The sequence below is a fragment of the Xanthomonas sp. NCPPB 2586 genome (assembly GCF_041475775.2).
In the GTDB taxonomy this organism is placed as follows: Bacteria; Pseudomonadota; Gammaproteobacteria; order Xanthomonadales; family Xanthomonadaceae; genus Xanthomonas; species Xanthomonas campestris.
Map to the genome: position 1 here is coordinate 2210685 of NZ_CM192981.1, position 24936 is coordinate 2235620.

22 protein-coding genes are annotated in these 24936 nt (G+C 65.3%); 10 read left to right on the forward strand and 12 right to left on the reverse strand.

Going from position 1 to position 24936, the window contains the following annotated elements; genetic code table 11:
* Nucleotides 1-119: 119 nt before the first annotated feature.
* Nucleotides 120-299 (reverse strand): hypothetical protein, encoded by a 180-nt coding sequence (locus ACCQ09_RS09390; RefSeq protein ID WP_225041615.1) that lies wholly within the window; start codon nt 297-299, stop codon nt 120-122.
* A gap of 494 nt (nt 300-793) precedes the next feature.
* Between ACCQ09_RS09390 and ACCQ09_RS09395 the strand changes: the two genes are divergently transcribed.
* Nucleotides 794-2158, forward strand: a complete 1365-nt coding sequence (locus tag ACCQ09_RS09395; RefSeq protein WP_228427820.1) for an NAD-dependent succinate-semialdehyde dehydrogenase — start codon at nt 794-796, stop codon at nt 2156-2158.
* A gap of 653 nt (nt 2159-2811) precedes the next feature.
* Here the strand turns inward: ACCQ09_RS09395 and ACCQ09_RS09400 are convergent.
* The 9 genes from ACCQ09_RS09400 to ACCQ09_RS09440 all read right to left on the reverse strand — a co-directional run bounded on the left by ACCQ09_RS09400 (nt 2812) and on the right by ACCQ09_RS09440 (nt 12265).
* The gene (locus tag ACCQ09_RS09400) at nt 2812-3810 is read right to left on the reverse strand and encodes a magnesium and cobalt transport protein CorA (protein WP_040942300.1); all 999 of its coding nucleotides are present in this window, start codon (nt 3808-3810) and stop codon (nt 2812-2814) included.
* Between the two features lie 14 nt (nt 3811-3824).
* The gene (locus ACCQ09_RS09405; protein ID WP_040941179.1) at nt 3825-5063 is read right to left on the reverse strand and encodes a lipoprotein N-acyltransferase Lnb domain-containing protein; all 1239 of its coding nucleotides are present in this window, start codon (nt 5061-5063) and stop codon (nt 3825-3827) included.
* Nucleotides 5060-5938: a CorC family transporter gene (locus ACCQ09_RS09410; RefSeq protein WP_011037476.1), complete on the reverse strand. Its 879-nt coding sequence runs from the start codon at nt 5936-5938 to the stop codon at nt 5060-5062. Before ACCQ09_RS09410 ends, ACCQ09_RS09405 begins: the two co-directional genes overlap by 4 nt.
* Nucleotides 5939-6267: 329 nt before the next feature.
* The gene (locus ACCQ09_RS09415; protein ID WP_011037475.1) at nt 6268-6786 is read right to left on the reverse strand and encodes a hypothetical protein; all 519 of its coding nucleotides are present in this window, start codon (nt 6784-6786) and stop codon (nt 6268-6270) included.
* Nucleotides 6786-7271 (reverse strand): rRNA maturation RNase YbeY, encoded by a 486-nt coding sequence (gene ybeY / locus ACCQ09_RS09420; protein ID WP_011037474.1) that lies wholly within the window; start codon nt 7269-7271, stop codon nt 6786-6788. The genes ACCQ09_RS09415 and ybeY overlap by 1 nt, the downstream gene beginning before the upstream one ends.
* A 55-nt stretch (nt 7272-7326) precedes the next feature.
* Nucleotides 7327-8199, reverse strand: a complete 873-nt coding sequence (locus tag ACCQ09_RS09425; RefSeq protein ID WP_100097318.1) for a hypothetical protein — start codon at nt 8197-8199, stop codon at nt 7327-7329.
* A gap of 266 nt (nt 8200-8465) precedes the next feature.
* Nucleotides 8466-9452 (reverse strand): PhoH family protein, encoded by a 987-nt coding sequence (locus tag ACCQ09_RS09430; RefSeq protein WP_011037472.1) that lies wholly within the window; start codon nt 9450-9452, stop codon nt 8466-8468.
* 674 nt (nt 9453-10126) lie between these two features.
* Nucleotides 10127-11584 carry a tRNA (N6-isopentenyl adenosine(37)-C2)-methylthiotransferase MiaB gene (miaB, locus tag ACCQ09_RS09435; RefSeq protein WP_011037471.1) on the reverse strand — a complete coding sequence of 486 codons (1458 nt, stop codon included), beginning with the start codon at nt 11582-11584 and terminating at the stop codon, nt 10127-10129.
* Between the two features lie 66 nt (nt 11585-11650).
* Nucleotides 11651-12265, reverse strand: a complete 615-nt coding sequence (locus ACCQ09_RS09440; protein ID WP_228427819.1) for a glutathione S-transferase family protein — start codon at nt 12263-12265, stop codon at nt 11651-11653.
* Between the two features lie 84 nt (nt 12266-12349).
* Here ACCQ09_RS09440 and ACCQ09_RS09445 point away from each other — a divergent pair, with 84 nt between their 5' ends.
* From ACCQ09_RS09445 to ACCQ09_RS09480, 8 genes are all read left to right on the forward strand, one after another.
* On the forward strand, nt 12350-13369 hold the full coding sequence (locus ACCQ09_RS09445; RefSeq protein WP_011037469.1) for a helix-turn-helix transcriptional regulator: 1020 nt from the start codon (nt 12350-12352) through the stop codon (nt 13367-13369).
* The gene (locus ACCQ09_RS09450) at nt 13366-14334 is read left to right on the forward strand and encodes a lytic transglycosylase domain-containing protein (RefSeq protein WP_011037468.1); all 969 of its coding nucleotides are present in this window, start codon (nt 13366-13368) and stop codon (nt 14332-14334) included. Before ACCQ09_RS09445 ends, ACCQ09_RS09450 begins: the two co-directional genes overlap by 4 nt.
* Before the next feature lie 363 nt (nt 14335-14697).
* The gene (gene petA, locus ACCQ09_RS09455; protein WP_011037467.1) at nt 14698-15342 is read left to right on the forward strand and encodes a ubiquinol-cytochrome c reductase iron-sulfur subunit; all 645 of its coding nucleotides are present in this window, start codon (nt 14698-14700) and stop codon (nt 15340-15342) included.
* Complete coding sequence (locus ACCQ09_RS09460; RefSeq protein ID WP_011037466.1) at nt 15342-16601, forward strand: cytochrome b; 1260 nt, start codon at nt 15342-15344, stop codon at nt 16599-16601. The genes petA and ACCQ09_RS09460 overlap by 1 nt, the downstream gene beginning before the upstream one ends.
* Nucleotides 16594-17352: a cytochrome c1 gene (locus ACCQ09_RS09465; protein WP_040941180.1), complete on the forward strand. Its 759-nt coding sequence runs from the start codon at nt 16594-16596 to the stop codon at nt 17350-17352. Before ACCQ09_RS09460 ends, ACCQ09_RS09465 begins: the two co-directional genes overlap by 8 nt.
* Before the next feature lie 165 nt (nt 17353-17517).
* A complete protein-coding gene (locus ACCQ09_RS09470; RefSeq protein WP_011037464.1) occupies nt 17518-18153 on the forward strand; it encodes a glutathione S-transferase N-terminal domain-containing protein in 636 nt (211 codons plus the stop codon).
* Nucleotides 18154-18231: 78 nt separating this feature from the next.
* Nucleotides 18232-18675: a ClpXP protease specificity-enhancing factor gene (locus ACCQ09_RS09475; RefSeq protein ID WP_011037463.1), complete on the forward strand. Its 444-nt coding sequence runs from the start codon at nt 18232-18234 to the stop codon at nt 18673-18675.
* Between the two features lie 31 nt (nt 18676-18706).
* Nucleotides 18707-19039 carry a hypothetical protein gene (locus tag ACCQ09_RS09480; protein ID WP_040941181.1) on the forward strand — a complete coding sequence of 111 codons (333 nt, stop codon included), beginning with the start codon at nt 18707-18709 and terminating at the stop codon, nt 19037-19039.
* A gap of 113 nt (nt 19040-19152) precedes the next feature.
* Here ACCQ09_RS09480 and ACCQ09_RS09485 read toward each other — a convergent pair whose 3' ends face one another.
* Nucleotides 19153-19497 (reverse strand): DUF3301 domain-containing protein, encoded by a 345-nt coding sequence (locus ACCQ09_RS09485; protein ID WP_050912576.1) that lies wholly within the window; start codon nt 19495-19497, stop codon nt 19153-19155.
* Nucleotides 19498-19891: 394 nt separating this feature from the next.
* Between ACCQ09_RS09485 and ACCQ09_RS09490 the strand changes: the two genes are divergently transcribed.
* Entirely contained in the window at nt 19892-24286 is a 4395-nt protein-coding gene (locus tag ACCQ09_RS09490; RefSeq protein ID WP_228427818.1) for a DEAD/DEAH box helicase, read from the forward strand.
* On the opposite strand, the gene ACCQ09_RS09495 is transcribed toward ACCQ09_RS09490, so the two are convergent.
* On the reverse strand, nt 24226-24849 hold the full coding sequence (locus ACCQ09_RS09495) for a DNA-3-methyladenine glycosylase (RefSeq protein WP_011037459.1): 624 nt from the start codon (nt 24847-24849) through the stop codon (nt 24226-24228). The genes ACCQ09_RS09490 and ACCQ09_RS09495 overlap by 61 nt on opposite strands.
* Between the last annotated feature and the right edge of the window lie 87 nt (nt 24850-24936).

Consider the following 24936-nt stretch of genomic DNA (forward strand, 5'->3'; position numbering starts at 1 on the left):
GACCTGCCGCCAGATAGATGCAAACGCTAGAGCCATCGGTGTGTGCGAAAGCTGCAAGTCGATTCCGACCCCGTAGTGCGCAGTCCGGCCGATAAGCGCAACAAGTCGATCGGCGGTGCTTACCTGGCCGAAGGCGTGTATCCGCTGTCCCAGGGCTGTGGCTTGGTCAGGTAGCACTGATACTCGGCCCTGATGTCGTAGCCGCGTTGCTCCACGCTGGATTGTTCGTCGTTGCGGTCCTTGCGGTTGTCCTTGCCGTCGTTCTTGGACTTTCGCTTATCGGGAAAGATCGGGACCATGTTCGGCGACGACCGCGCGGTGATGAGTTGCCGGATGGCAGTGTCCGAGCACGCTTGCAGCGCTTCTTGCTCGCAGGGTTGCGCGGGGTCGGGCTGTAGGCTGGTGCAGCTCACAGTGACAAACCCGGCCGGGCCGGGCCGCGGGTCACGCAGAAGGTCCTGGAGGGCTGTACATCCAGCAAGGCACGCACTGGTGCCAAGTACAACCAGAACAATGAGATTCCGGCGCATCGTGGTGGTCTTCCCTGGGTGGATCAATCTGCCATTGCGGAATGCTAGAGCATTTTGCGCGGTTGCACCGTCGAACAGGGCAGGGCTGCTTTCGTTACCTTGTCTGGGCGCATCATCCCGGCTGCCAGTGATCCGCCAGCTGTGCGGTGGAGGTGCGTCACTGCGCGGTGCGGTAAACACAGCGTTGCAGCGATTTGCAGCGGTTGTGACGCGGCTGCAACTTCCCGGCGACTAGCATGGCGGGCTTGTAACAGGAGACCATCATGTCCTACGACACCGTCAACCCGGCCAATGGCCAGGTCGAACATACCCAGCACACGCTGGACGCCGCCGCCATCGAGGCGCGTCTGGCTGCTTCCGCCAAGGCGTTTCCGAGCTGGGCGGCGCTGCCACTGGCCGAACGCGGCGCCTTGTTGCGGCGGGTGGGCGAGGAGCTGACCAAGCGGCGCGAGGACCTGCAGCGCATCATGACCGCCGAGATGGGCAAGCTGCGTCGCGAAGCTCTGGCCGAGATCGATAAATGCGCACAGGGCTGCGCCTATTACGCCGAGCATGCGGCCGAGTACCTGGCGCCACGCGCCATTCCAACCGAGGCGCAGTCCAGCTATGTGCGCTATGAACCGCTGGGCTGCGTGTTTGCGGTGATGCCGTGGAATTTCCCGCTGTGGCAGGCGTTTCGCTTTCTCGCGCCGGGCCTGATGGCCGGCAATGTCGCGCTGCTCAAACACGCCAGCAACGTGCCGCGTTGCGCCGATGCGATGAAGGAGGTGCTAGACGCCGCCGGCATTCCGCCGGGTGTGTTCGACGTGCTGTATATCGACAACGATCAGGCCGCCGAGGTGTTGCGCGATGACCGCATTGCGGCAGTCACGCTCACCGGCAGCGAACGTGCCGGCCGCTCGCTGGCCGCTAATGCAGGCGATCAGCTGAAGAAGTGCGTGATGGAACTGGGCGGCAGCGATGCCTTCGTGGTGCTCGACGATGCGGATCTGGAGCGCACCGTGCAGTCGGCAGTGCAGTCGCGCTTCGACAACAGCGGGCAGACCTGCATTGCCGCCAAGCGCTTTATCGTGGTGGATGCCATTGCCGACCAGTTCGTGGAGCGCTTCGTTGCCGCCGCCGCGCAGCGTGTGCTCGGCGACCCGCAGCAGGACGCGACCACACTTGCGCCGATGGCGCGTGCGGACCTGCGCGATGAATTGCACAAGCAGGTGCAGGAAAGCGTGTCCAAGGGTGCCAAGGTGTTGCTTGGCGGCGAGCCGGTGGCGGGGTCGCATGCGGGTTACCCGGCCACCATTCTCGACCAGGTCGGCCCAGGCATGCCCGCCTACGAACAGGAATTGTTCGGGCCGGTCGCGGCGGTGATTCGCGTTGCCGATGAGGCCGAAGCGGTGCGCGTGGCCAATGACACCACCTTCGGTTTGGGCGGCAGCGTCTGGACCGCCGATGCCAAGCGGGGTGAGCGCGTTGCGCAGCAGTTGCAGTGCGGTGCGGCGTTCGTGAATTCGGTGGTGAAGAGCGATGTACGGTTGCCGTTCGGTGGGATCAAGCGCTCGGGATTCGGGCGGGAATTGGCCGAGCACGGGATCCATGAGTTCATGAATATCAAAACGATTTATGTGGCTTGAGGGTGGGGAGTTGGGAGTCGGGATTCGGGATTTGCAAGAGCAGCGTTTTCCTTTGCCGTTGGAAGAGGTGCGCGGAGAACAAATGAGGGTGCGTTGCTCTTGCAGTGCTGGTGGTGTGGATGATTCATCCGCTGATTTGTAGGCAACGTCGCTTTGGCCTCTAGCGAATCCCCAATCCCGAATCCCGGGTTGCCGCTCTTCTTGGGACGGAGGCTTCAGGCAAAAGCAAAGGCTTCCGCGCCTGTGGCGCAGGTGACTTTTGTCTTGGCAAAAATCACCAAAACCGTGCTCGCCCGACGCGATCCGGTGCGATGAAGCCGCACCGGTGCTCTGTGCTCTTCGCCACGCGCGGCACGGCGCCCAAACTGGCTACGCTCAGACAAGGGCGCCTCTTCGGCCACGCGTGACTGCGGTGCTTGGCTCGCTTTAGGGCGAAGGAAACTAAAGGCGAACAACGAAAGCGAAGACTCAAGCCAAGAGCAACGGCGAAGAGCTCAAAGCAATTAGCGGCCATGAGCAACGGCCAAGAACAACAACCGGGAACGATGCTCCTCAGCAATGCCCCGGGCAGTCGCAAGTGAAAAGCTCAGCGACCGCCGCTCTACCAATTCCCCATTCCCAACTCCCCATTCCGCCACCGCAACACGGTGGCCCTACAGCCAGCGCGCGCGCTTGAACAGGCGATACAGGACGAGACAGGAGGCAACGATGCCGCCGACCAGCAGCGGGTAAGCGTAGGGTTTGTCGAGTTCGGGCATATGGGTGAAGTTCATGCCGTACCAGCTGGTGATCAGGGTAGGGGCGGCCAGCAGCGCGGCCCAGGCGCCGAGGCGTTTGACGGTTTCGCCCTGCGCCAGGGTCACCATGGAGAGGTTGACGCTCAGCGCGGTGCCCAGCATTTCGCGCAAGGTGTCGATGGCGTCGTTGATGCGCACAGCATGATCCAGCACATCGCGCAGGTAGACGCCGACTTCGCCGTGAATCAGCGAGCCGGGATTGCGCTTGAGGTGCGAGAGCACGTCCTGCAGCGGGGCCACCACCAGCCGCATCTTGTTGAGTTCGCGCTTGAGTTCGTACAGGCGCACCACGGTTTCGCGTTTGTAGTTCTCCGCGAAAATGTCTTTTTCCAAGCCTTCCAGGGTGTCGCGGAACTCGTCCATGATCGGCAGGTAGTTGTCGACCACGAAGTCCAGCACGCCATACAGGCAAAACGCCGAGCCCATGCGCAGCATCGCCGGCTCGCGTTCCACGCGGTTGCGTACCGGCGTGTAGGAGAGCGAGGCGCCGTGGCGCACGGTGAGCAAAAAACGTGCGCCGAGGAAGGCATGCGTTTCACCGTAGCGGATCCGTTCGTTGACCAGCTGCGCGGTGTTGACCACGACGAACAATGAATTGCCATAGCTCTCGGCCTTAGGCCGCTGATGCGCCTTGAGCGCATCCTCGATCGCCAGGTCATGCAGGCCGAACTCTTCCTGCAGTTTGCGCAGTACCGATTCTTGCGGCTCGTACAGACCAACCCAGACGAAGCCGTCCGGGCGCTGTAACTCGTCGCTGATCTGTTCCAGGCTGATGTCGTGGCGCGCGCCGTGGCCGTCGTAATAGGCGCAGGTGATGACGCAGGACGGGTTTTCCGGGTGGCGACGGTTGTTCATGGCCGCATCGTGGATCAGCGCGCACGCACCGGCAAGGCGCGCGAACGCAGCGCGATGGCCAGTGCGGCGTGAATCGGCAGCAGCAGCAACACCCACTGCAGGTTGTCCTGCGCCTGGAACGACAGCCAGTGAATCACCAGCGCCAGCAGCGCGCACGCAGCGACCACCCAGCACAGCACATCGAACCAGCGCCCCGGCCGGCGGCCGCGCAGCAGCGCAATGCCACCCACGCAGAGCAACACGCACAGCGGATTGACCAGCAGCAGATTACGGTTGGCCCATGCAGACTGGTGCGCGGTGAAGCCCCACAAATACACCAGCAGGCCGCCGCCGATGGCGCACAACAGCCAGAACGGCAGCGCCACGCCGGCCAGCAAACGCTGCCTGCGGCGCACTGCCAACACGCCCGCGGCGACCAGCACGCCGGTCAGCAGCCAAGGCCACCAGTGCCGTTGCTGTTCGGCCGGCTCCGGTGCAATGCGATGCGGCAACAGCACCTGGGTGGATTGCACCAGCGGACGTCCGGCGCTGTTGTGCACCTGGGTCAGGCTGTCGGCCAGGCGCATCGGCACGAAGGCTTCTTCCCAACGCGACAGCGGGCGGTCTGCGTACGGCCCCAGGCCCAGGTCAAAGCCCAGCCACATCCAGGGGGCAGGGGAGGCCAGGCGCACCGCTTCGCTGCGGAAGGTGTTGCCGCGAGAGCGGCCGGCCAATTGCGACTTGAGCGCGCCGCCCATGGCACGGTCCAGGGTGTCCCGGACCATCGTGGCGCAGTTGGCAACGAAATAATCGTAGTGGTAGCGCGCGTTTTCCGGCCGGCTGCGCACCGCAAGACCATCGGCCAGGGCCTGCGCCTGTTCCGGTGGCAGATCCAGCCACTGAATGCTCACGCCGCGGCCGCCGTCGCGGTATTGCGCCAGGTCTTCTTCCAGCGGCAGCGCCACCAGGTAATACATCATCTCGCCGCGCGCAAAACGCGGCACGAAGTCGGGCTCACCGGGATCGAAGAAACCGAAGTTGTAGGAAGTCACCTGCTGGGTAACCGGGTCGACCACCACGATGGCGTCATGGCCGAAGCGCTCGAAGAACACTTCGCCCGGCTGCATCGTGGCCACGCCAATGCGCGGCGCCTGCGCCATGGCGCTCTGCAGGCTCAGCAGGGCGAGCAGCAGGAGTGCACTGCAGCCTGCCCACCAGGCGGCGGCGCGGCGTGCCGGCCCGCGCACGGCGGTGCTGCGCTGGCGCAGGTTCAAGCGTCGTCCTGCGGGTCGGGCGGCAGGATGGTGACGTGGAAGGCGTGCACGCGACGCGCGTCTGCCTTGGCCACGCGGAACGCAAACCGGCCCAGGGTCAGCTCCTCGCCGGTTTCCGGCAGATGCCCGATCGCATCGGTGACCAGGCCGCCCACGGTGTCGTATTCGTCATCGGGGAAATCGGCGCCGAAGCGCTCGTTGAAATCTTCGATCGGCGTCAGCGCATCCACCACGTAGCGGCCGTCGGCCTGGATGGCGATCAGTGAATTCTCTTCTTCGGCATCGTCGTGCTCGTCGTCGATCTCGCCGACGATCTGCTCCAGCACGTCTTCGATGGTGACCAGCCCGGCCACGCCGCCGTACTCGTCCACCACGATCGCCATATGGTTGCGCGAGAGGCGAAATTCCTTGAGCAGGACGTTGAGCTTCTTCGACTCGGGGATCAGCACGGCCGGGCGCAGCAGTTCGCGTACGTTGCCCGGGCCATTGTCGGCCACCACGCCGCGCAACAAGTCCTTGGCCAGCAGGATGCCAAGCACTTCGTCCTTGTTTTCGCCGTGTACCGGGAAGCGCGAGTGGCCGGATTCGACCACCTGCTTCATCAGGTCGAGGAAGCGTGCTTCCACCGGCAACGACACCATTTGCGAGCGCGAGATCATCACGTCGCCCACGGTGAGCTCGGACACGGAGATCGCGCCTTCCATCATGCGCAAGGTGTCTGCGGCGATGAGACCGTCTTGTTCGGCGGTGCGCAGCAGGGCGACCAGTTCGTCGCGGGTATGCGGTTCGCCAGAGAAGGCCGCGCTCAAGCGCTCGAGCCAGCTACGGCGTTTTTCCGGGGATTCTGAGGTTTGGCTACTGTCGTCTTCGGACATCTTGACGGGGAACGGCACCCGGCGAACCAGGCGATAGTGCCAAGTCTAGCAGGAAGCCGTGAGTGGTCTGTGGCTGGGGGCTGTGGCTGACCTGGCGCGCAGGGCAGGGTGTGGGTCGGCGCGGCGGTGGGGCCAGCATCCAGGTCGCCGCGACGCACCGCTGCCCTGCGTCCGTCAGGCCATCTACGTCGGGCCGTGTCGGGACCATCCCGTCCCGATAGCACCAGATCGGCGCGGCTCAGCACCGGAGCGCGGAGCTGATTCCAAGTCGAGGCAGACCAGACGCGCGACGCAGCCCGCATGGGCGGGCGAGCGGGGCCGCGCAGCGCTCAGGGCAAGTCGAGGCTGTAACCGCAGCCCACCACGGTCTTGCCGGGGTGCGATTTCACATTCGACACGCTGAGCACGATCGATTCGATCATCACCTCGCCGGTCTTCGGGTTGGTGGTGTCTTCGCTGACCACCTCGCGCCCGTACATCACCTTGTCGGCGTTATCCACACCCAGCTCCAGGTCCAGCTGCTTGGCCAGCGGGCGCGGGTCGGGCAGGTCGAGCAGCGCCATGACGCTGGCACCGGAAAACGCAATATGGTTGGTGCTGTGGCCGAAGACGGTGATCGGCGTGTTGAGCGTGTACTCGGTCATGAACAGGTTGGACTGCGCCTGCGGTGCCCAGCCCAGCGCCACCGCCTTGAGCGGGTCGGCCAGGATCGGTGCCAACGCGGAGAAGTCGCCGATGCGCTGGCGGCACTCGATCAGGGCCGGCAAATCCGGGCGCACCGGCGCGGTCTGCGCCCAGGCCGGGCAGGCAGCTGCCACCAGCAGGCCAATCATCACCCACCGCCGCATCAGCGCTCTCCCGCGTACGGGTCGTCAATGCCGAGTTCGGCCAGGATCTCGCGCTCCAGCTGTTCCATCGCGTCGGCTTCCTTGTCGTCCTCGTGGTCCCAGCCCAGCAGGTGCAAGGTGCCGTGCACGGTGAGGTGCGCGTAGTGCGCGCTCAGTGACTTGCCTTGCTCGGCGGCCTCGCGGGCCACCACCGGCGCACAGATCACCAGATCGCCAAGCAGCGGCATCTTGACGCCCTTGGGCAGGCCCTGAGGCATCTCCGCCGGGAAGCTGAGCACGTTGGTGGCGTAATCCTTGCCGCGGTAGTGATGGTTGAGCGAGCAGCCTTCCTTCTCGTCGACCACGCGTACCGCCAGATCGGCTTCGCGGATCCGCCCCTTCAGCGCGGCCGCCACCCACTTGCGAAAACTCACCGACGACGGTAGCCCGGTGCGCGGCAGCGCATAGCTGACTCCGACGTCGAGGCGGACCGGACCTTTGGTCATGGGGACACCAATCATTCTGATCAGACAGGAGCAACAGTATCGCGCATGTGCTGTTTTACTGCGACTTCCAGTCGCCTGCGTCATACGCGATTTCGACCACATCGGCCGTTCTCGCTGCATCCTCGATCCCTGCCTCCTTGAGCGTGCGATAGCAGTTGAAGCCCAGATGGGTCTTGATCTCGCGCGCCATTGCCACGGCCTGCTCCTCAGGTGTGGCGTCAGCGTCGACGCGAATGCTCGCCTTGGCGCAGCCGCCGATGCTGGTGACCTGAATTGCTGGAACCAGTGTCAGTGCAGCTTGGTCCGCCAACGCCTCGAAAGCGTCCTGAGCCACAGCGTCCTCGTCCGCAGACACACGCACCTTGAAATAATAGAGCTGCTTATAAAACAGATAGCCGTTGGAACGCATCGGCTTGCCGGTCGAGGACAGTTGCGTCCTGAGGCGCAGCTTTTCCCCGACAACCAGCTGGGCATCCGCGATGGCCGCGATGACCTTGGCATCGGTGCCATTGGCGGGCGCGGCGGCAGGCGCATCATTGGTCGGCAGCACAAGCGTGGTCTGGTCCAGCTCGTCCAGGCGCGAATAGCTGCCCTGCGTCATTGCCGACGCGAGGTCTTTGCGAAATGCCGCCATGCCCTCTGCAATGGCTTGCGTCTGATCGCGCTGCCCGAGTGGGTAGACGAATACATCGATCGACAGATCCGGTTGCCCTGACATCGCGTAATGGAAAGCGGCGCCGGCGGCCTTGGCGTCCGGGGTGTAGGCCCTGCGGGCCAGAGAGAACGGGCCTACCGTCCTGGGTGCGATCAGATAGCTGGTTTCGATGTAGGCGCGCGGTGATGTTGGAGCCTCTTTGGGCTTGGCCAACAGTGTCGCGGGCACTGCACTCAGCAAATAGACGCAAAGCAGCAAGCAGTCACGGAACATGGGCACTTCCTGTGCGAAACGTCCTGCTAGTTTACGGCCACTGGGCTGCGGGCCAACACGTGCAGGTCAGTGGCACATCCGTGCTGCAGCGGTCAGATAACGCACTGGATCCTTGTCAGGTGCAGGCCCTCGACCTACTGGGCAACGCTGGCACTGCGAAGCGATGACGTCGCATGGCTAGGGTTGCGCAGATGCCTGCGCCACGCCGACATTGCGACGCACCACCTGGGCGCAGGACACCTGGCGGTGCCTGCATCGGCGTGATTTCAGGCCGCGGGTTCGGCCGGCGTGTGGGCGAGATCGTGCTTTTCGTACGCCGTGACGATGCGTTGTACCAGCGGATGGCGCACGACGTCGCGGGCTTCGAAGAAGGTGAAGCTCACCCCGTCCACCTCGCGCAGCACGTCGATGGCATCGCGCAGCCCGGACTTGACGTGCTTGGGCAGGTCGATCTGGGTGAGATCGCCGGTGACCACCGCGGTGGAACCGAAGCCCAGGCGGGTCAGGAACATCTTCATCTGTTCGATGGTGGTGTTCTGCGCCTCGTCCAGGATCACGTACGCGTCGTTGAGGGTGCGCCCGCGCATGTAGGCCAGCGGAGCGATCTCGATGACGTTCTTTTCCAGCAGCTTGACCACCTTTTCCACGCCCAGCATTTCATACAGCGCGTCGTACAGCGGACGCAGATAAGGGTCGACCTTCTGGCTGAGATCGCCGGGCAGAAAGCCCAGCTTCTCGCCAGCCTCCACCGCCGGGCGCACCAGGATCAGCCGCTGCACGCGCGACTCGTTCAGTGCCTCCACGGCGCTGGCCACGGCCAGGAAGGTCTTGCCGGTGCCGGCCGGGCCGATACCGAAATTGATGTCGTGGGTGGTGATCGCGTGCAGGTACTTGGCCTGGTTGGCGCCGCGGCCACGCACGGTGCCGCGTTTGACCTTGATCGCCACGTCCTGTGGTTCGTACGCGCGCTGCGCCACCTGCTCGACATTGGCATCGTTGAGCCGCAGATGGATGGCGTGGTTGTCGAACGTGGTGGAGGCGGCTTCGTCATATAGCGCGGTCAGCAGATGCTGCGCGGCATCGACCGCAGGCTCCGGGCCGGTGACGCGGAAGATGTTGCCGCGGTTGGCGATCTCCACGCCAAGCTTGAGCTCGATCTGGCGCAGGTGCGCATCGAACGGACCGGCCAGGTTGGCCAGGCGCTCGGTGTCGGCCGGGTCGAGGGTGAAATCGCGGGACGCTGGTGAGTTCATGATTGGATCGGACACCGCAATGCGGCGTCGGTAGGACGGGAGCAAAAGGGTAGCGCGGGGGGCGTGATCCCACCAGCAAACCGGGCGGCGCAGCACCGCGTCGTGCATAGGTGCAGAGCGCAGCCAGGACTTTTCCACACCGGGTGTGGAGCGTCGTACCAGTAACCTGTGGATAGATTCGGTTTGCCTTACTGCCGCAAGGCTCGCACAGTATGTGGCGAAAAAATGACCAGCGTGTGGCAGGTTGTCCACACCGGATGTGGATGGTTCTCGCCAAAGCCTGTGGGTAAGTGACGACGCGCTTACTGCGACAAGGCCTTGCAGTTGCATGGCGAAAAAATGACCATGGCGCGTGGCGCGTGTTTGAGCACGTCGCTGTGATGCTGCACTGGGAGCGATGCATATGGACGTGCATGTCAGCGCGATATCGCTGCGGTGCAGAACCGTGCCACGGCGCGCTAGTCAATGACGCATTGGCCATCCGACAAGAATCGTTTCGCGCTTGCGGGCATTTCTCACGACCACTGCGGCACGTAATGCTTCCGCCATGGCGCAGCACTGCGTCGCCTGCACCATGTCTCGCCACCGTCGTCGGCCTGCACCTGGGCGACCACCACACGCCAACTGCATCAGCGTGTGAGGTCTCCCGGAGGGCAAGAATGCGCGCTGCCCGCTCAGGCCGCGCTGTCGTCCAATTGGATGCGCCCGCGCAGCGAATTGCTCAGTGCTTCGGTGATCAGCACATCCACGAACTGGCCCACCAGGCGCGGATTCCCCGGGAAATTCACCGGGCGCATGTTTTCGGTCTTGCCGGTGAGCTCATTGGCATCACGGCGCGACGGGCCTTCCACCAGCACGCGTTGCACGCTGCCGACCATGCGTTGCGAAATGCCGGCGGCATGCGCGTTGATATGCGCCTGCAGACGTGCAAGGCGAGCCTGCTTCACCGCATCGGGGGTGTCGTCTTCCAGATCCGATGCCGGCGTACCGGGGCGACGCGAGTAGATAAAGGAGAAGCTCTGGTCGAAGCCCACGTCCTCGATCAACTTCATGGTCTTGTCGAAATCGGCGTCGGTCTCGCCCGGAAAGCCGACGATGAAGTCGGAGCTGATCGAGATGTCTGGCCGCACTGCGCGCAGCTTGCGGATCTTGGACTTGAATTCCAGTGCGGTGTAGCCGCGCTTCATCGCCGACAGGATGCGGTCGCTGCCGGCCTGCACCGGCAGATGCAGGTAATTGGCCAGCTGCGGCACATCGCGGTAGGCATCGACCAGCGAATCGGAAAACTCCAGCGGGTGCGAGGTGGTAAAGCGGATCCGGCCAATCCCGTCGATCTGCGCAATGGTACGGATCAGCAACCCCAGATCGGCGTACTGCGCCGGCTCGCCAGCATCGGCACCGTACGCACCGCGATACGCGTTGACGTTCTGGCCGAGCAGATTGATCTCGCGCACGCCTTGTGCAGCCAGCTGCGCCACTTCCACCAGCACGTCCTCGAACGGCCGGCTGACTTCTTCGCCACGTGTATATGGCACCACGCAGAACGAGCAGTACTTGGAACAACCTTCCATGATCGACACGAACGCCGACGGGCCATCGGCACGCGGTTCGGGCAGGCGGTCGAACTTCTCGATCTCCGGGAAGCTGATGTCCACCTGCGACTTGCCGGACTCACGGCGCGCACGGATCAACTCCGGCAGCCGGTGCAGGGTCTGCGGGCCAAACACCAGGTCCACGTACGGCGCGCGCTTGACGATCGCTTCGCCTTCCTGCGACGCCACGCAGCCACCCACGCCGATGATCACCGGCTTGCCGCCGGCCTTGAGCGCCTTCCAGCGGCCCAACTGGCTGAACACCTTTTCCTGCGCCTTTTCGCGAATGGAGCAGGTGTTGACCAGCACCACGTCCGCGTCTTCCGGATTGTCGGTGAGCTCCAGTCCTTCGGACGCGGCAAGCACGTCGGCCATCTTGGCCGAGTCGTACTCGTTCATCTGGCACCCGTGGGTCTTGATGTACAGCTTGCCGCGCACCAGGGCAGGCGCTTGCGGGCGGCCAACGGGCAGGGGCAGCAGGGCGGGCGCGTCCACGGCGGTGGCCGTGGTCGGCAGATCGGAAACGGATGTCCCGGGCATGGCGCTTATTCCAGGCGGGTAGAAGATAGCCGCGCAGTTTACCCGCTCACGCCGCCCCGGTGGCGGTCAGGCGCCGGCATCGACCGCCGCGGCCCGCGCCACCGCTGGCCGCGCGGCCATGCGTGCGATGTAGGCCAGGGTCGGGGCAGGTGCGTCGATCATCTTGAAGCCGGCCATCCAGCCCAGCGCGCTGCCCCACAGCACGTCGGCGGCGGAACAACGCGCGCCGAGCAGATAGTCGCCCTTGGCCAGCTGGGCATCCACCACCGCCAGCACGGTGGGGAAGTCTGCCCATGGCGATAGCGAGCGTGGCGGTGCATCGCGCTTCATGGCCTTGTCGATCAGGGCCGGCTCGAAAGCCGAGCCGTAGAACGCCAGCCAGCGCAAATAGGCGCCGCGGTCCGGGTCGCCCGGCGCAGGCGACAGCCCGGCGTCCGGGTACAGCTCGGCCAGGTATTGGTAGATCGCCGCCTGTTCGGTCACCACGCTGTTGCCGTGCGTGATCGCGGGAATCTTGCCCATCGGGTTGATCGCCAGGAACGCGGCATCGCGCTGGTCGCCGCGCTCCAGATCCAGCCGCTGCAGGCTGTAGTCGGCGCCCAGTTCCTCCAGCAGCACCAGGACTCCGCGCGAGCGCGATTGCGGATTGTGGAACAAGGTGATGTGGCGGTCGCTATGCATCGGAAGCTCCTGGCTGGAAGGAAGGCGAGACATGCAGCCTACTGAGTACTTGCGGACAGTTTCCGTCCGCAATACGGTGCCGGCATGGCCTCCACCGCAGCCCGCCTGCTTCGTCTGATCGCGCTCATGCAGAACGGGCGGGATTGGCCGGGCGCGGCTCTCGCCGAGCGCCTGGGGATTCACCCGCGCAGCGTGCGCCGCGATATGGAGCGGTTGCGCGAGCTGGGCTACCCGATCCGCGCGGTATCCGGCACCGGCGGCGGCTACCGGCTGGGGCACGGCGCGGCGGCCTTGCCGCTGCTGTTCGAAGAAGACGAAGCGCTGACTGTGGCCATCGCGCTGCGCGCGGCCGCGCCGGCCATTGCTGGCCTGGACGACGCGGCCGCGCGCGTGCTGACCAAGCTCGATCCACTGCTGCCGCGCCGCCATCAGCAACGCGCCAGCGCCGCGCATGCCGCCATGGCCAGCCTGCCCACCGCCGCGCCAGGCAGCCTGGTGGACGCGTCGATGCTGACCCTGCTGGCCGGGGCCTGCCGCGATCGCACCACCTTGCAGCTGGAGTACCGGCGCCATTCCGGCGAGCAGATCCGCCGCCGGGTCGTGCCAGCCCTGCTGGTGAACTACGGACGCCGCTGGTACCTGCTGGCCTGGGATTGCGAACGCCAGGATTGGCGCACCCTGCGCGCGGACCGCATCGATCAGGCCCAGCCCACCGGCATGCAGGCGCAAGCCCGCGCGCTGCCAGACGAGCCATTGCAGCTGCTGCGCAAGGCGATCGGCGAGGCGCCGTTTCCGCATCGGGCCCGGGTGCGCCTGCGCGGCAGCCTGCAGGAACTGGCCGCCCGCGTACCGCCCTGGCTGGGCGCGCTGGAGGCGGACGGCACCGACCACTGCTGGCTGGGCCTGGGCGCGCCCAGCCTGCCGGCATTGGCGGCCAACCTGTTGCTGCTCGAGGAGCCGTTCGAGGCGCTCGCGCCAGATCACCTGCGCGCCCCGTTGTGCGAGGCGCTGACGCAGCTGCGGACCCGGCTGGAGCACTTGCCGGCAAGCACCGGCGAGGACACTTGGCAAGTGCCGGGCAAGCTGGGACACTCCGCCGCATGAAGGGGATGTCAAGAATACTGGGGCTCTTGTTTGTCACGTTGGCGGCTGCGCCCGCCAGCGCCGGCACGCTGTACAAGTGTGTCAGCGCCGATGGCATTGCCAGTTACGTCAGCAAGCGCCAGAGCGGCGCCACCTGCAGCATCATCAGCCAGTACACCCCAGACCGCTCGGCCAGCCGGTCGTCTGCTCGCCTGGCCGCCAGCCCGGCGCGTGCTGTGCCCGACATCAACAGCGGTGCCCCGGCCACCATCATCAGCGTGCCGGTCACCGCACGCCGCACGGCCGAGGTCGCCAGCGCGCCGGTGCCGGCGGGCCGCAGCATGCCAGTGTCCGAGAGCGCCATCGCGCCACTGCCGGCAGCGGCTGCAGTCAACCCGCGCCGGGTGGTCAGCGGCCAGGTGTATTCGTATATGAAGGACGGCGTGCGGCACTACACCAGTGCGCGCCCGCGCCAGGTGGCCAGCATCGAAGGCCTGCGCACCATCCATTACAGCTTCATCGAGACCTGCTACGCCTGTGGCGCCAAGCCGGGCGTCAACTTCGGGGCGATCCGGCTCAATACCAGTGCCTACCAGCAGGAGATCGCTGCCGCCGCGCGCGAGTTCGGGGTCGAAGAGTCGATCGTGCGCGCGATCATCCATGCCGAATCCGCGTATGACCCGCTGGCCTTGAGCCGCGCCGGCGCACAAGGTCTGATGCAGCTGATGCCGGGCACCGCGCGCAGGTTCGGGGTCAGCGATGCCTACGATGCGGGGCAGAACATCCGCGGCGGCGTGCAATACCTGTCGTGGCTCTTGAAGCGTTTCAACGGCGATCTCACCCTGGCCGCTGCCGGGTACAACGCGGGCGAGGGTGCGGTGGATCGTTATGGTGGCGTGCCGCCCTACAGCGAGACCCAGCGCTACGTGCAACGCGTCGGCCTGCTGGCTGGCCGCTACCGCGGGCAGGCCTCCACCGCCAATTAGTGCGCCCCTGCGTACAAGCACGCACGCTGCACGACACGGATGCCCAATGATGCAGTGCAATGCGATTGCACGCGTGTGCTGCCTGCATGCGCGCTGTTCCGGCCATGCCTGCATCGCCGCGCGCCGCGCCTTGAGCTGCGCGGTTTCATGGACTGCATCACGCACGCGGCCCACGCGGGTGTGCTGCTGCCATACCCGCCTGCATGCCATTGCACGAGAGGGTTTGCATCGCGCATGCCCGACTGCGTACATTGCATTGTCTGTGCATTAAGCGTTCCGCTACACTGCGGTCGATTCATCGCGGCTGGACCCCCCGCCAGCCGCTGGCAGCCTCACGCTACCTAATCAAGATCGGAGAGCCGGATGGCCAACGATGGGGTTAACGCACCTGCCGACACAGGACGTCGTCGGTTTTTGACCGCGACAACCGCCGTGGTCGGTGCGGTCGGAGCAGGTTTTCTCGCAGTCCCGTTCGTGAAGTCGTGGAATCCCAGTGCACGTGCCAAGTTGGCCGGCGCACCGGTGACCGCCGACATCAGCGCTTTGCAGGAAGGCCAGCGGCTGATCCTGGAATGGCGCGGCCAACCGATCTGGATCGTCAAGCGGTCCAAGGCGATGCTCGATGCATTGCCGTCCCTGGACGACCGGCTCAAGGATCCAAAGTCCGAGAACAAGGACCAGCAGCCGGACTACGTGCTGAAGAACCCCGAGTACCGCTCGATCAAGTCCGACATCTCGGTCCTGGTCGGCCTGTGCACGCACCTGGGGTGCTCGCCGGAGATGGTGGCCGAGATCCGGCCCGAGCCCTACGACCCGCAGTGGAAGGGCGGCTATTTCTGCCCATGCCACAAGTCGCGCTTCGACATGTCCGGTCGCGTCTTCGATGGCGTGCCGGCACCGATCAATCTGCTGGTGCCCCCACACCACTATGTCGATGACAACACGCTGGTGATCGGCGTCGATCCGGACGCAGCCGGCAAGCCGGCCAACAGCACGGGGGCTGCCTGATGAGCAATATCCTGGTTCGCACCGCCAACGGCGTGTTCGAGTGGGTCAACGAACGCGCGCCCGGCCTGATGCCGGTGTATCGCAAGCATGTCAGCGAGTATTACGCGCCGAAGAATTTCAACATCTGGTACTACTTCGGTTCACTGGCCATGGTAGTGCTGGTCAACCAGATCGTCACCGGCATCTTCCTGACGATGCACTACAAGACCAGCGCCGCCGACGCCTTCGCGTCGATCGAATACATCATGCGCGACGTGGAGTGGGGCTGGCTGATCCGCTACATGCACAGCACCGGCGCCTCGCTGTTCTTCATCGTGGTGTACCTGCACATGTTCCGCGGCCTGATGTACGGCAGTTACCAGAAGCCGCGCGAACTGGTGTGGATCCTGGGCATGCTGATCTACCTGGTGCTGATGGCCGAAGCCTTCATGGGCTACGTCCTGCCCTGGGGCCAGATGTCGTTCTGGGGCGCGAAGGTGATCATCTCGTTGTTCGGCGCCATTCCGGTGATCGGCAATGGGCTGACCGAATGGATCATGGGCGATTACCTGCCCGGCGATGCCACGCTCAACCGCTTCTTCGCGCTGCACGTGATCGCGTTGCCGCTGGTGCTGCTGTTGCTGATCGTGCTGCACCTGGGCGCGCTGCATGAAGTGGGCTCCAACAACCCCGACGGCGTGGATATCAAGAAGGGTCCCAAGGGCAACCGCTGGGATGCCCACAAGCCGGCCGATGGCATTCCGTTCCATCCGTATTACACGGTCAAGGATCTGGTTGGCGTCGGCTTCCTGTTGGTCATCGCTGCCTTCATCATCTTCTTTGCGCCGGCCTTCGGTGGCCTGTTCCTGGAGCATGACAACTTCACCGAGGCCAATCGCCTGGTGACGCCGGAGCACATCAAGCCGGTGTGGTACTACACGCCGTACTACGCGATGTTGCGGGTGGTGCCCAACAAGCTCGGTGGCGTGCTGGTGATGTTCTCCGCCATCGCCATCCTGTTCCTGGTGCCCTGGCTGGATCGCGCCAAGGTGCGTTCGATCCGCTACCGCGGCTGGATCTCCAAAGTGGCGCTGGCCGTGCTGGTGGTGTGCTTCGTGTGGCTGGGCGTGATCGGCTCCGGTCCCGGCACCGATGCGCATGAAACCTACGTCGGGCGCGTGTTGACCTTCCTGTACTTCGCGTTTTTCATCACCATGCCGGTGTGGACGCGGCTGGACAAAACCAAACCGGTACCGGAGCGGGTGACCACACATGACTAAGCCCATCGTGAGGTCATGGAAGTCGCAGGTGGTCGCCTTGCTGTGTGGTGTGCTGTTTGCCGGCGGTGCGTTGGCGGCAGAGGGCGGGGCGGTGCAACAGGCCGGCAACGACCTTGGCGACCGCGCATCGCTGCAGCGCGGCGCGCAGTTGTTCATGAACTACTGCTCCGGCTGCCACTCGCTGAAATATCTGCGCTACTCGCGCATGGCCAGCGACCTGGGGTTGAGCGAGGCCGAGGTCATGGCCAACCTCAATTTCACCGGCGCCAAGGTGGGCGAACACATCGAAGGCACCATGCCGCACGATGCGGCCACCAAGTGGTTCGGCAAGGCGCCGCCGGATCTGACCCTGATTGCACGCGTGCGTGGCACCGACTGGGTCTACACCTACCTCAAGTCGTTCTATCTGGATCAGACTCGCCCGCTGGGGTGGAACAATCAACTGTTCCCCAATGCCTCCATGCCCAACCCGCTGTGGGAGTTGCAAGGTCTGCAGCAGGCGCAGTTCGGCCCACCGGACAAGGCCACCGGTGATCGCCCGGTGCAGGCATTGAAGCTCGGCCAGCCCGGGCGGCAGACGCCGGTGGAATTCGATCAAACGGTGCGCGACATCGCCAACTTCCTGGAGTACGCCGGCGAGCCTGCAGCGCTCAAGCGGCAGAGCATGGGCGTGTGGGTGATCCTGTTCCTGGCCCTGCTTACCTTCATCGCGTATCTGCTGAAGAAGGAATACTGGAAGGACGTGCACTGATCACGCCCAAAAGCCGGATACGGCGTGGCCAGTGCGGCGACCGTGTCCTTAGCACTATTGGCTTTTGCGTGACGTGATTGCACACTCGATGGACCGTGGTGACGGTCGGCGTTGGGCCGGCCGCACCGATGCGGCCGGCGGATTCCGGTCGTCGGAGAGCCTTGAATGGCGACGAGTGTGCGTATGCGGAATACCTTGACTTTGTTTTCGTCCAACGATGATGTGTTGTGCCACCGGGTCCGACTGGTCCTGGCGGCAAAAGGGGTGACCTACGACCTGGTGTCAGTCGACCCGCAGAATCCTCCGGAAGATCTGATCGATCTCAATCCTTACCACTCGGTGCCGACCCTGGTCGAACGCGACCTGGTGCTCTACGCCGCCTCGGTGGTCAGCGAATACCTCGACGAACGCTACCCGCATCCGCCGTTGATGCCGGTTGACCCGTTGTCGCGTGCGCGCCTGCGTCTGGCGATGCTGCGCATCGAGCACGATTGGGTGCCGCAGGTGCAGGCGATCCAGCTGGGCAACAAGACCCAGGCCGAAGCCGGGCGCAAGCGCCTGAAGGAACTGCTGACCGCCTCGGTGCCGTTGTTCAAGGCCAGCAAGTTCTTCCTCAATCCTGAAATGAGCCTGGCCGATTGTGCGATGGCGCCAATCATCTGGCGGCTGGATGCGCTGGAGATCAGCCTGCCCAAGGACAGCAAGGCGATCGAGGATTATGGCAACCGCATCTTCCGCAATCCCGGCTTCATCCGCAGCCTGACCGATCAGGAAAAGAAACTGCGCGACATGCCGGGTTGATGGTGCGGCTGTATGCCAACAGACCGAGTTCCGATGGCACCGCCGCCGCTGCGCGTCGTGTGCGGGTAAAATGACGCAATGAGCGAAGATTTCCCCCGCATGACCAGCCACCGCCCGTATCTGTTGCGGGCTTTGGTGGAGTGGATCAACGACAACGGCATGACGCCGCATATTCTGGTCGATGCCGGGCTGCCTGGCGTGCAGGTGCCGGCCAGTGCCGTCAAGGACGGCCGCGTGGTGCTGAACATTGCCGAGCGTGCCGTGGTTGGCCTGAATGTCGACAACGAGAGCGTGCGGTTTACCGCGCGCTTTGGTGGCGTGAGCTATCCGGTGATGGTGCCGATGCCGGCCGTGCTGGCCGTGTATGCGCGCGAGACCGGGCAGGGCATGGCACTGCCGGACGACATCCCGGGCACCAGCACCGAGCCGCCGGATCCCGGTACGCCGTCTCCGCCGAGCCCGCCACCGCCGGACGAGCCGCCGAGCACCGGCAAGCGCCCGCACCTGCGCGTGGTCAAGTAAGCGGTCGCGGACGTTGTCGAGCGCTGCACCGATGCAGGTCTCGCGCGTCCGCCACACCGATTGCAGCGCGCCGGATGCGTCCGGCGAGTACGCGTACGACTACGAATACGACATCTACCACTTCGTGGATGGCGCGATCGGTCTGATTGCGCGTAGCTACACCGACACGCCGGAAGAGGCGCATTTCCTCAACATCGAGGTCGACGGCACGCTGCGCCTGTTGACGCAGGCTGACCTGGCGCAGCCGTTGTTCGCACTGGCGCAGGACTACCTGCGGCAGGAGGGCAAGCGGGAGCTGCGTTGGTTGAGTGGCCGGGGAGATGGTTACGAGCCGCTGCCTGGCGGCATGCCTTCGCGCGCTTGATGTGTCGTCGCGGCACACGACGTCTTGGCGGATTTTGTTGCCGCGGCGCGCTGCCGAGATGGTAGTGCAGTGACGCCACTAGCTAGCCAGCGCCGCTACGGGATCAGTGCCCGTCACTCCAGGCGCTGTTGCTCCGGATGCAATGCCCGCACGGTCGCTACCTGTGGGCCGGTGAAGGCAATCAGCTGCTCACCGCGCAGGATCAGACGGCCGCTGTGGCGGTCCACGCCATCGTGCGAATACTCGAAGCGAAACGTGCGCTCAAATCCCAGCCAGCCGTTGGGCATCCGGCAGATGCGCAGGTTGGTGGAGTGCACGCTCTGGTCCAGCCACTGCACATCGGCTGCACGGCAGGCATTGCGGCCGAGCACCTCGGCGCGTTCGGCTGCGGCACGCGACGCGTTCCAGAACGCATAGAGCGCGGCGCCGGCAATCATGAAGAGAATCAGGCTGGGCATGCCGACAATGTGCCATGCCGCGCGGGCGATGGACAATCGCGGGTGCCGGGCCGCAGCGTTGCGGTGCTGTCGCGTGCAGATGGCGCGAGGCCAGTGATCACAGCGCTCGCAGTCGCCAGGCAAGCGCGAGCGGTGCGCGCAGCCGGCGTGTGTGCTCACGCATTGGGCGTGTTCGCAGGATGCGCACCGAGGACTGCGCTTTACCGAGGGGGCTTGGCTTGCCTGTGCCATGCATGCCCAAGCACAGCGCGATTGCGTTGGTCGCCATTAAATAATTCACCGTGCCCATAGCGGCTGGCTTGTTCTGGCGGTCGGCAAACCCCATCACTAGGATTCTGCCCCTGTCGACGCCGAGTGTCGCACGGCCCTGCCTGGTGCGCCTCGGGCCCCGCCCATGCATCCAGTCCTGCAGCATTTTCATCCCGTGGTCGCCGCCTGGTTCGGGCGTACCTTTGCTGCGCCCACCCCGGCGCAGATCGCCGCGTGGCCGGCGATCAAGGCCGGGCGGCATGCCCTGGTGGCGGCGCCGACCGGCTCCGGCAAGACCCTTACCGCATTTCTGGCAGCGATCGATGCGTTGATCCGTGACGGCCTGGCCCAGGGCGGTGCGCTGCCAGACCAAACGCGGGTGATCTACGTCTCGCCGCTCAAGGCCTTGTCCAATGACATCCATCTGAATCTGGAGGCGCCACTGCAGGGCATCCGTGCGGAGTTGCTGGCGCAGGGCCTGACCGATGTGCCGGTGCGTACGGCGGTGCGAACCGGCGACACGCCGCAGCGCGAGCGGGCCCAGGCGCGTCGTGTGCCGCCGCATATTCTGGTGACCACGCCGGAGTCGCTGTACGTGCTGCTGGGCTCGGCCTCCGGGCGCAACGCGTTGCGCCATGTGCGCACGGTGATCGTGGACGAGATCCACGCAGTGGCAGCCGACAAGCGCGGCAGCCATCTCGCATTGACCCTGGAGCGCCTGCAGCGGTTGGCCGAGCAGCCCATCACGCGGGTGGGTCTGTCTGCCACGCAGAAGCCGATCGACACCGTGGCGCAGTTTCTGGTGGGTGTTGGCGAGGACGGCGCGGCGCCGCCGTGCGAGATCGTGGATATCGGCTACACCCGTCAACGCGATCTGGCATTGGCGCTGCCGCCCACGCCGTTGAGCGTGGTGATGTCCAACGACCAATGGCTGCAGGTGTATGCCGAGGTCGCTGCGCTGGCGCAACAGCACCGCACCACGCTGGTGTTCGTCAACACGCGGCGCATGGCCGAGCGGGCTGCGCGCCACCTGGGCGAGCTGCTGGGCAAGCAGCGCGTGGCAGCGCATCACGGCAGCCTGTCACGCGAGACGCGGCTGCTGGCCGAGCGCCGACTCAAGGCCGGCGAATTGACCGTGCTGGTGGCCACTGCATCGCTGGAACTGGGCCTGGATATCGGCGATGTGGACCTGGTCTGCCAACTCGGCTCACCGCGCTCCATCGCCACCTTCCTGCAACGCGCCGGCCGGTCCGGGCATGCGGTCGGCGGCACACCGAAAGCGCGGTTGTTCCCGCAGACGCGCGACGAGCTGGTCGAATGCGCCGCGCTGCTGGATGGCATCCGCCGTGGCGAACTGGATGCGCTGCGGTTTCCGCTCGCGCCGATCGACGTGCTGGCGCAGCAGATCGTCGCCGAAGCCGCCTGCGAAGATTGGGACGAAGATGCACTGTTTGCGCTGGTGCGCCGCGCCTGGCCATTCGCAACGCTGAGCCGCGCCACCTTCGATGCGGTCGTGCGGATGCTATGCGAGGGCTTCAGCACCCGGTTGGGGCCACGCGCTGGCTATCTGCACCGCGATGCGGTCAATCGCCGCCTGCATGCGCGGCGTGGCGCGCGCATGACCGCTCTCACCTCCGGCGGCACCATTCCCGAAACCGGCGATTACAGCGTGGTGCTGGAGCCACAGGCGGAAAACATCGGCACGGTGAATGAGGATTTCGCGGTCGAAAGCCTCACCGGCGATGTCTTCCAGCTTGGCAATGCGAGCTACCGCATCCTGCGCGTGGATGCGGGCAAGGTGCGGGTTGAAGATGCCAAGGGGGCGCCGCCCAATATTCCGTTCTGGTTGGGCGAGGCGCCGGGCCGCAGCGATGCATTGTCGCTGGCGGTGTCGCGCTTGCGCGAAGAAATTGCCACGCGGCTCGACGGTGCACGGCATGCCGGCGCCCAGGCATGGCTGTGCGATGAGGTTGGGTTGGCCGCAGAGCCGGCGCAGCAACTGGTGGAGTACCTGGCGAACGCCTGTCAGGCATTGGGTGCGATGCCGACCCAGCACTGCCTGGTGATGGAGCGGTTCTTCGATGCCACCGGCGGCACCCAGTTGATCATCCACTCGCCCTACGGCAGCCGGATCAACCGTGCCTGGGGCCTGGCCTTGCGCAAGCGGTTCTGCCGCACCTTCAATTTCGAACTGCAAGCTGCCGCGACCGAGGACGCGATCGTGTTGTCGCTGTCCACCAGCCATAGTTTTCCGCTGGAAGAGGTGGCGCGTTATCTGCATTCCGCATCGGCCGAGCACGTGCTGGTGCAGGCGTTGCTGGACGCACCGCTGTTCGGTGTGCAGTGGCGCTGGAATGCCACCAACGCGATGGCGCTGCCGCGCTTTTCCGGCGGCAACAAGGTTGCGCCGCAACTGCAGCGGATGAAGTCCGAAGACCTGTTGGCCACGGTCTTCCCCGACCAGGTGGCATGTGCGGAGAATCTGGTTGGCGAGCGCGAGGTGCCGGACCACCCGCTTGTGGCGCAGACGCTGGAAGATTGCCTGCATCAATCGATGGATAGCGAGGGTTGGCTGCAGGTGTTGCGCGGCCTGGAATCCGGCGCCATCACCCTGGTGGCACGTGATCTGGCCGCGCCGTCACCGCTGGCGGCGGAAGCCTTGAATGCACGTCCGTACGCCTTTCTCGACGATGCCCCGTTGGAAGAGCGGCGCACCCAGGCCGTGCAGGGCAGGCGCTACACGCCGCAGAGCAGCGATGATTTGGGGCAGCTGGATCCGCAGGCGATTGCCGCCGTGCGCGAAGAAGCCTGGCCGCAACCACGCGATGCCGAAGAGATGCATGAGGCGCTGGTGGGCCTGGGCGTGCTGCCGGTGGAAGAAGCCCTCGATGCACAGTGGCAGGCATGGCTGTCGGCGTTGTCGGCGGCCGGGCGCGCCACCTGCCTGGCAGTCGATGGCGGCGCTGCACTGTGGATCAGCGCCGAGCGCATCGAGTGGTTTACACCGTTGTATCCGCACGCTGTGGCGCAGCCGCCGCTGCAGGCGCCACCGGATTGCCGTGTGGACGACTGGCAGCGCGAGTGGGCGGTGCGCGAGCTGGTGCGCGGGCGCCTGTCGGCGGTGGGGCCGGCGCAGGTGTCTGCGCTGTGCAGCGCAGTGCGCCTGCCGGCAGCGGAGGTCGAACTCGCCTTGATCGGGCTGCAGCGCGAGGGCTATGTCATGGCGGGGCGGTTCAGTGCGCAGGCACTTGAAGAGGAATGGTGCGAGCGGCATCTGCTGGCGCGCATCCATCGCTACACGCTGGGGCGCTTGCGCCGCGAGATCGAACCGGTCTCGCAGCGCGATTACGCACGTTTCCTGTTCGAATGGCAGCACCTGGATGCCGATCACCGCGTGGCCGGGCCGGACGCGCTGGCCGGTATCGTTGGCCAGCTGGAAGGTTTCGAGGCGCCGGCCGCGCTCTGGGAAAGCGAGCTGCTGCCCGCGCGCGTGCGTGACTATCAACCCGTGTGGTTGGACGAACTGTGCACGGCCGGTCGCACGGTATGGGCGCGCCTGCGTCCAGGCGGTGGGCGCAGCGGCAATGCGTTGCGCGGCACGCCAGTCGTGCTGCTGCCGCGGCGTGAAGCGCAGCGCTGGAATGCCCTGGCACGCGCCGACGATGACGCGCCGCTGGGCTCGCGTGCGCAGCGCGTGGTGGAGGTGCTGCAGGAGCAGGGCGCGCTGTTCTTCGACGAGATTGCCGATGCTGCGCGGCTGATGGCCACCGAGCTGGAAGATGTGCTCAGCGAACTGGTGATGCGCGGGCGCGTGCATTGCGACAGTTATGCCGGCCTGCGTGCACTGCTAGTGCCGGCGTCCAAACGCCCCTCGGCACTGTCGCGGCAACGCCGGCGTGCCAGTGCGTTGGGCATCCGCGATGCCGGCCGTTGGGCGCCGGTGCGCAACTTGCCGTCGCTGCCCTTGGCCGAGGCCAGCGAGCGTCACCAGGAAATGCTGGAGCACGTGGCGCGCGCGTTGCTGCGCCGCTATGGCGTGGTGTGTTGGCGGCTGCTTGAACGCGAGGCCGCCTGGCTGCCGCCCTGGCGCGAATTACTGCGTGTGTATCAGCGGTTGGAAGCGCGTGGCGAACTGCGTGGCGGGCGTTTTATTGCCGGCGTGTCCGGCGAACAATTCGCGTTGCCCGATGCCATTGCCGCGATGCGTCGCGTGCGCGCGCAACCGTTGGCGCAACAGTGGATCTGCCTCAGCGCGAGTGACCCGGCCAATCTGCTCGGCAATCTGTTGCCCGGCGAGCGCATCGCGCGCGTGCCCGGCAATCGCGTGGCGTTTCTGGACGGCCTGCCGATGGCCGCGTGTAGCGGCGATCGCTTCCAGCCGCTGCAAGAGCTCTCACACGAGCACGGCGAGCAGGCATTGCGATTGCTGCAACGTGGGCCGGGCGCCGCCGAGCAGACGCCACTGCAGCAATGGCTCGCTCAGTCGCCGGTTACTGATGCGCGTGCGCCGCTCACACGTGGCAGCGGACGCGACAGATAGGCGCTGCCAGGCACAACCCAGCGCCACGGCAATTCCACGGCCTTGCGAATGCCGATGCGCGGGCCGGCAAGCGGTGCCGCTGGTGGCGGAGTGCCGTCGTCCTCGATCCACAAGCGCGCCACGCCAGTGGTCAGGTCCAGTCCGTTATCGACTGCGCTCACGCCAAAGGCTTGCGCCAGGCGGCCTGGACCGGTGGTCAACGATTTGAACGGCGCTGCGCCGCGTGCAGCGTGCATCGCATCGCAGCCGGCCAACGGTTCCAGCGCACGGATCAACACTGCGTGCCCGGGCGCGCCGCCACATACCGCGTTGATTGCCCAGTGCATGCCGTAGATGAAATACACATACAAATGCCCGGGCGCACCGAACATCACCTGCGTGCGTGGGGTCATGCCGCGAAACGAATGCGCAGCGGCATCTTCGCTGCCGCAATACGCTTCGACTTCGGTGATGCGGCCGCGGCGGCCGTCGGCACTCACCAGAACCTTGTTGAGTAGCAGTGGCGCAACGGTGCGCGCATCGGCTGCATAAAAAGCGCGCGGCAAAGGCGAGTGCAATGACATGCGCGCAAGCCTAACGCGGTGGTTGTGATGTCTCTGCGGGACTGTCCCGGACAGCGTGCATAACGCGGGTAGGGATTTTCCGAATGG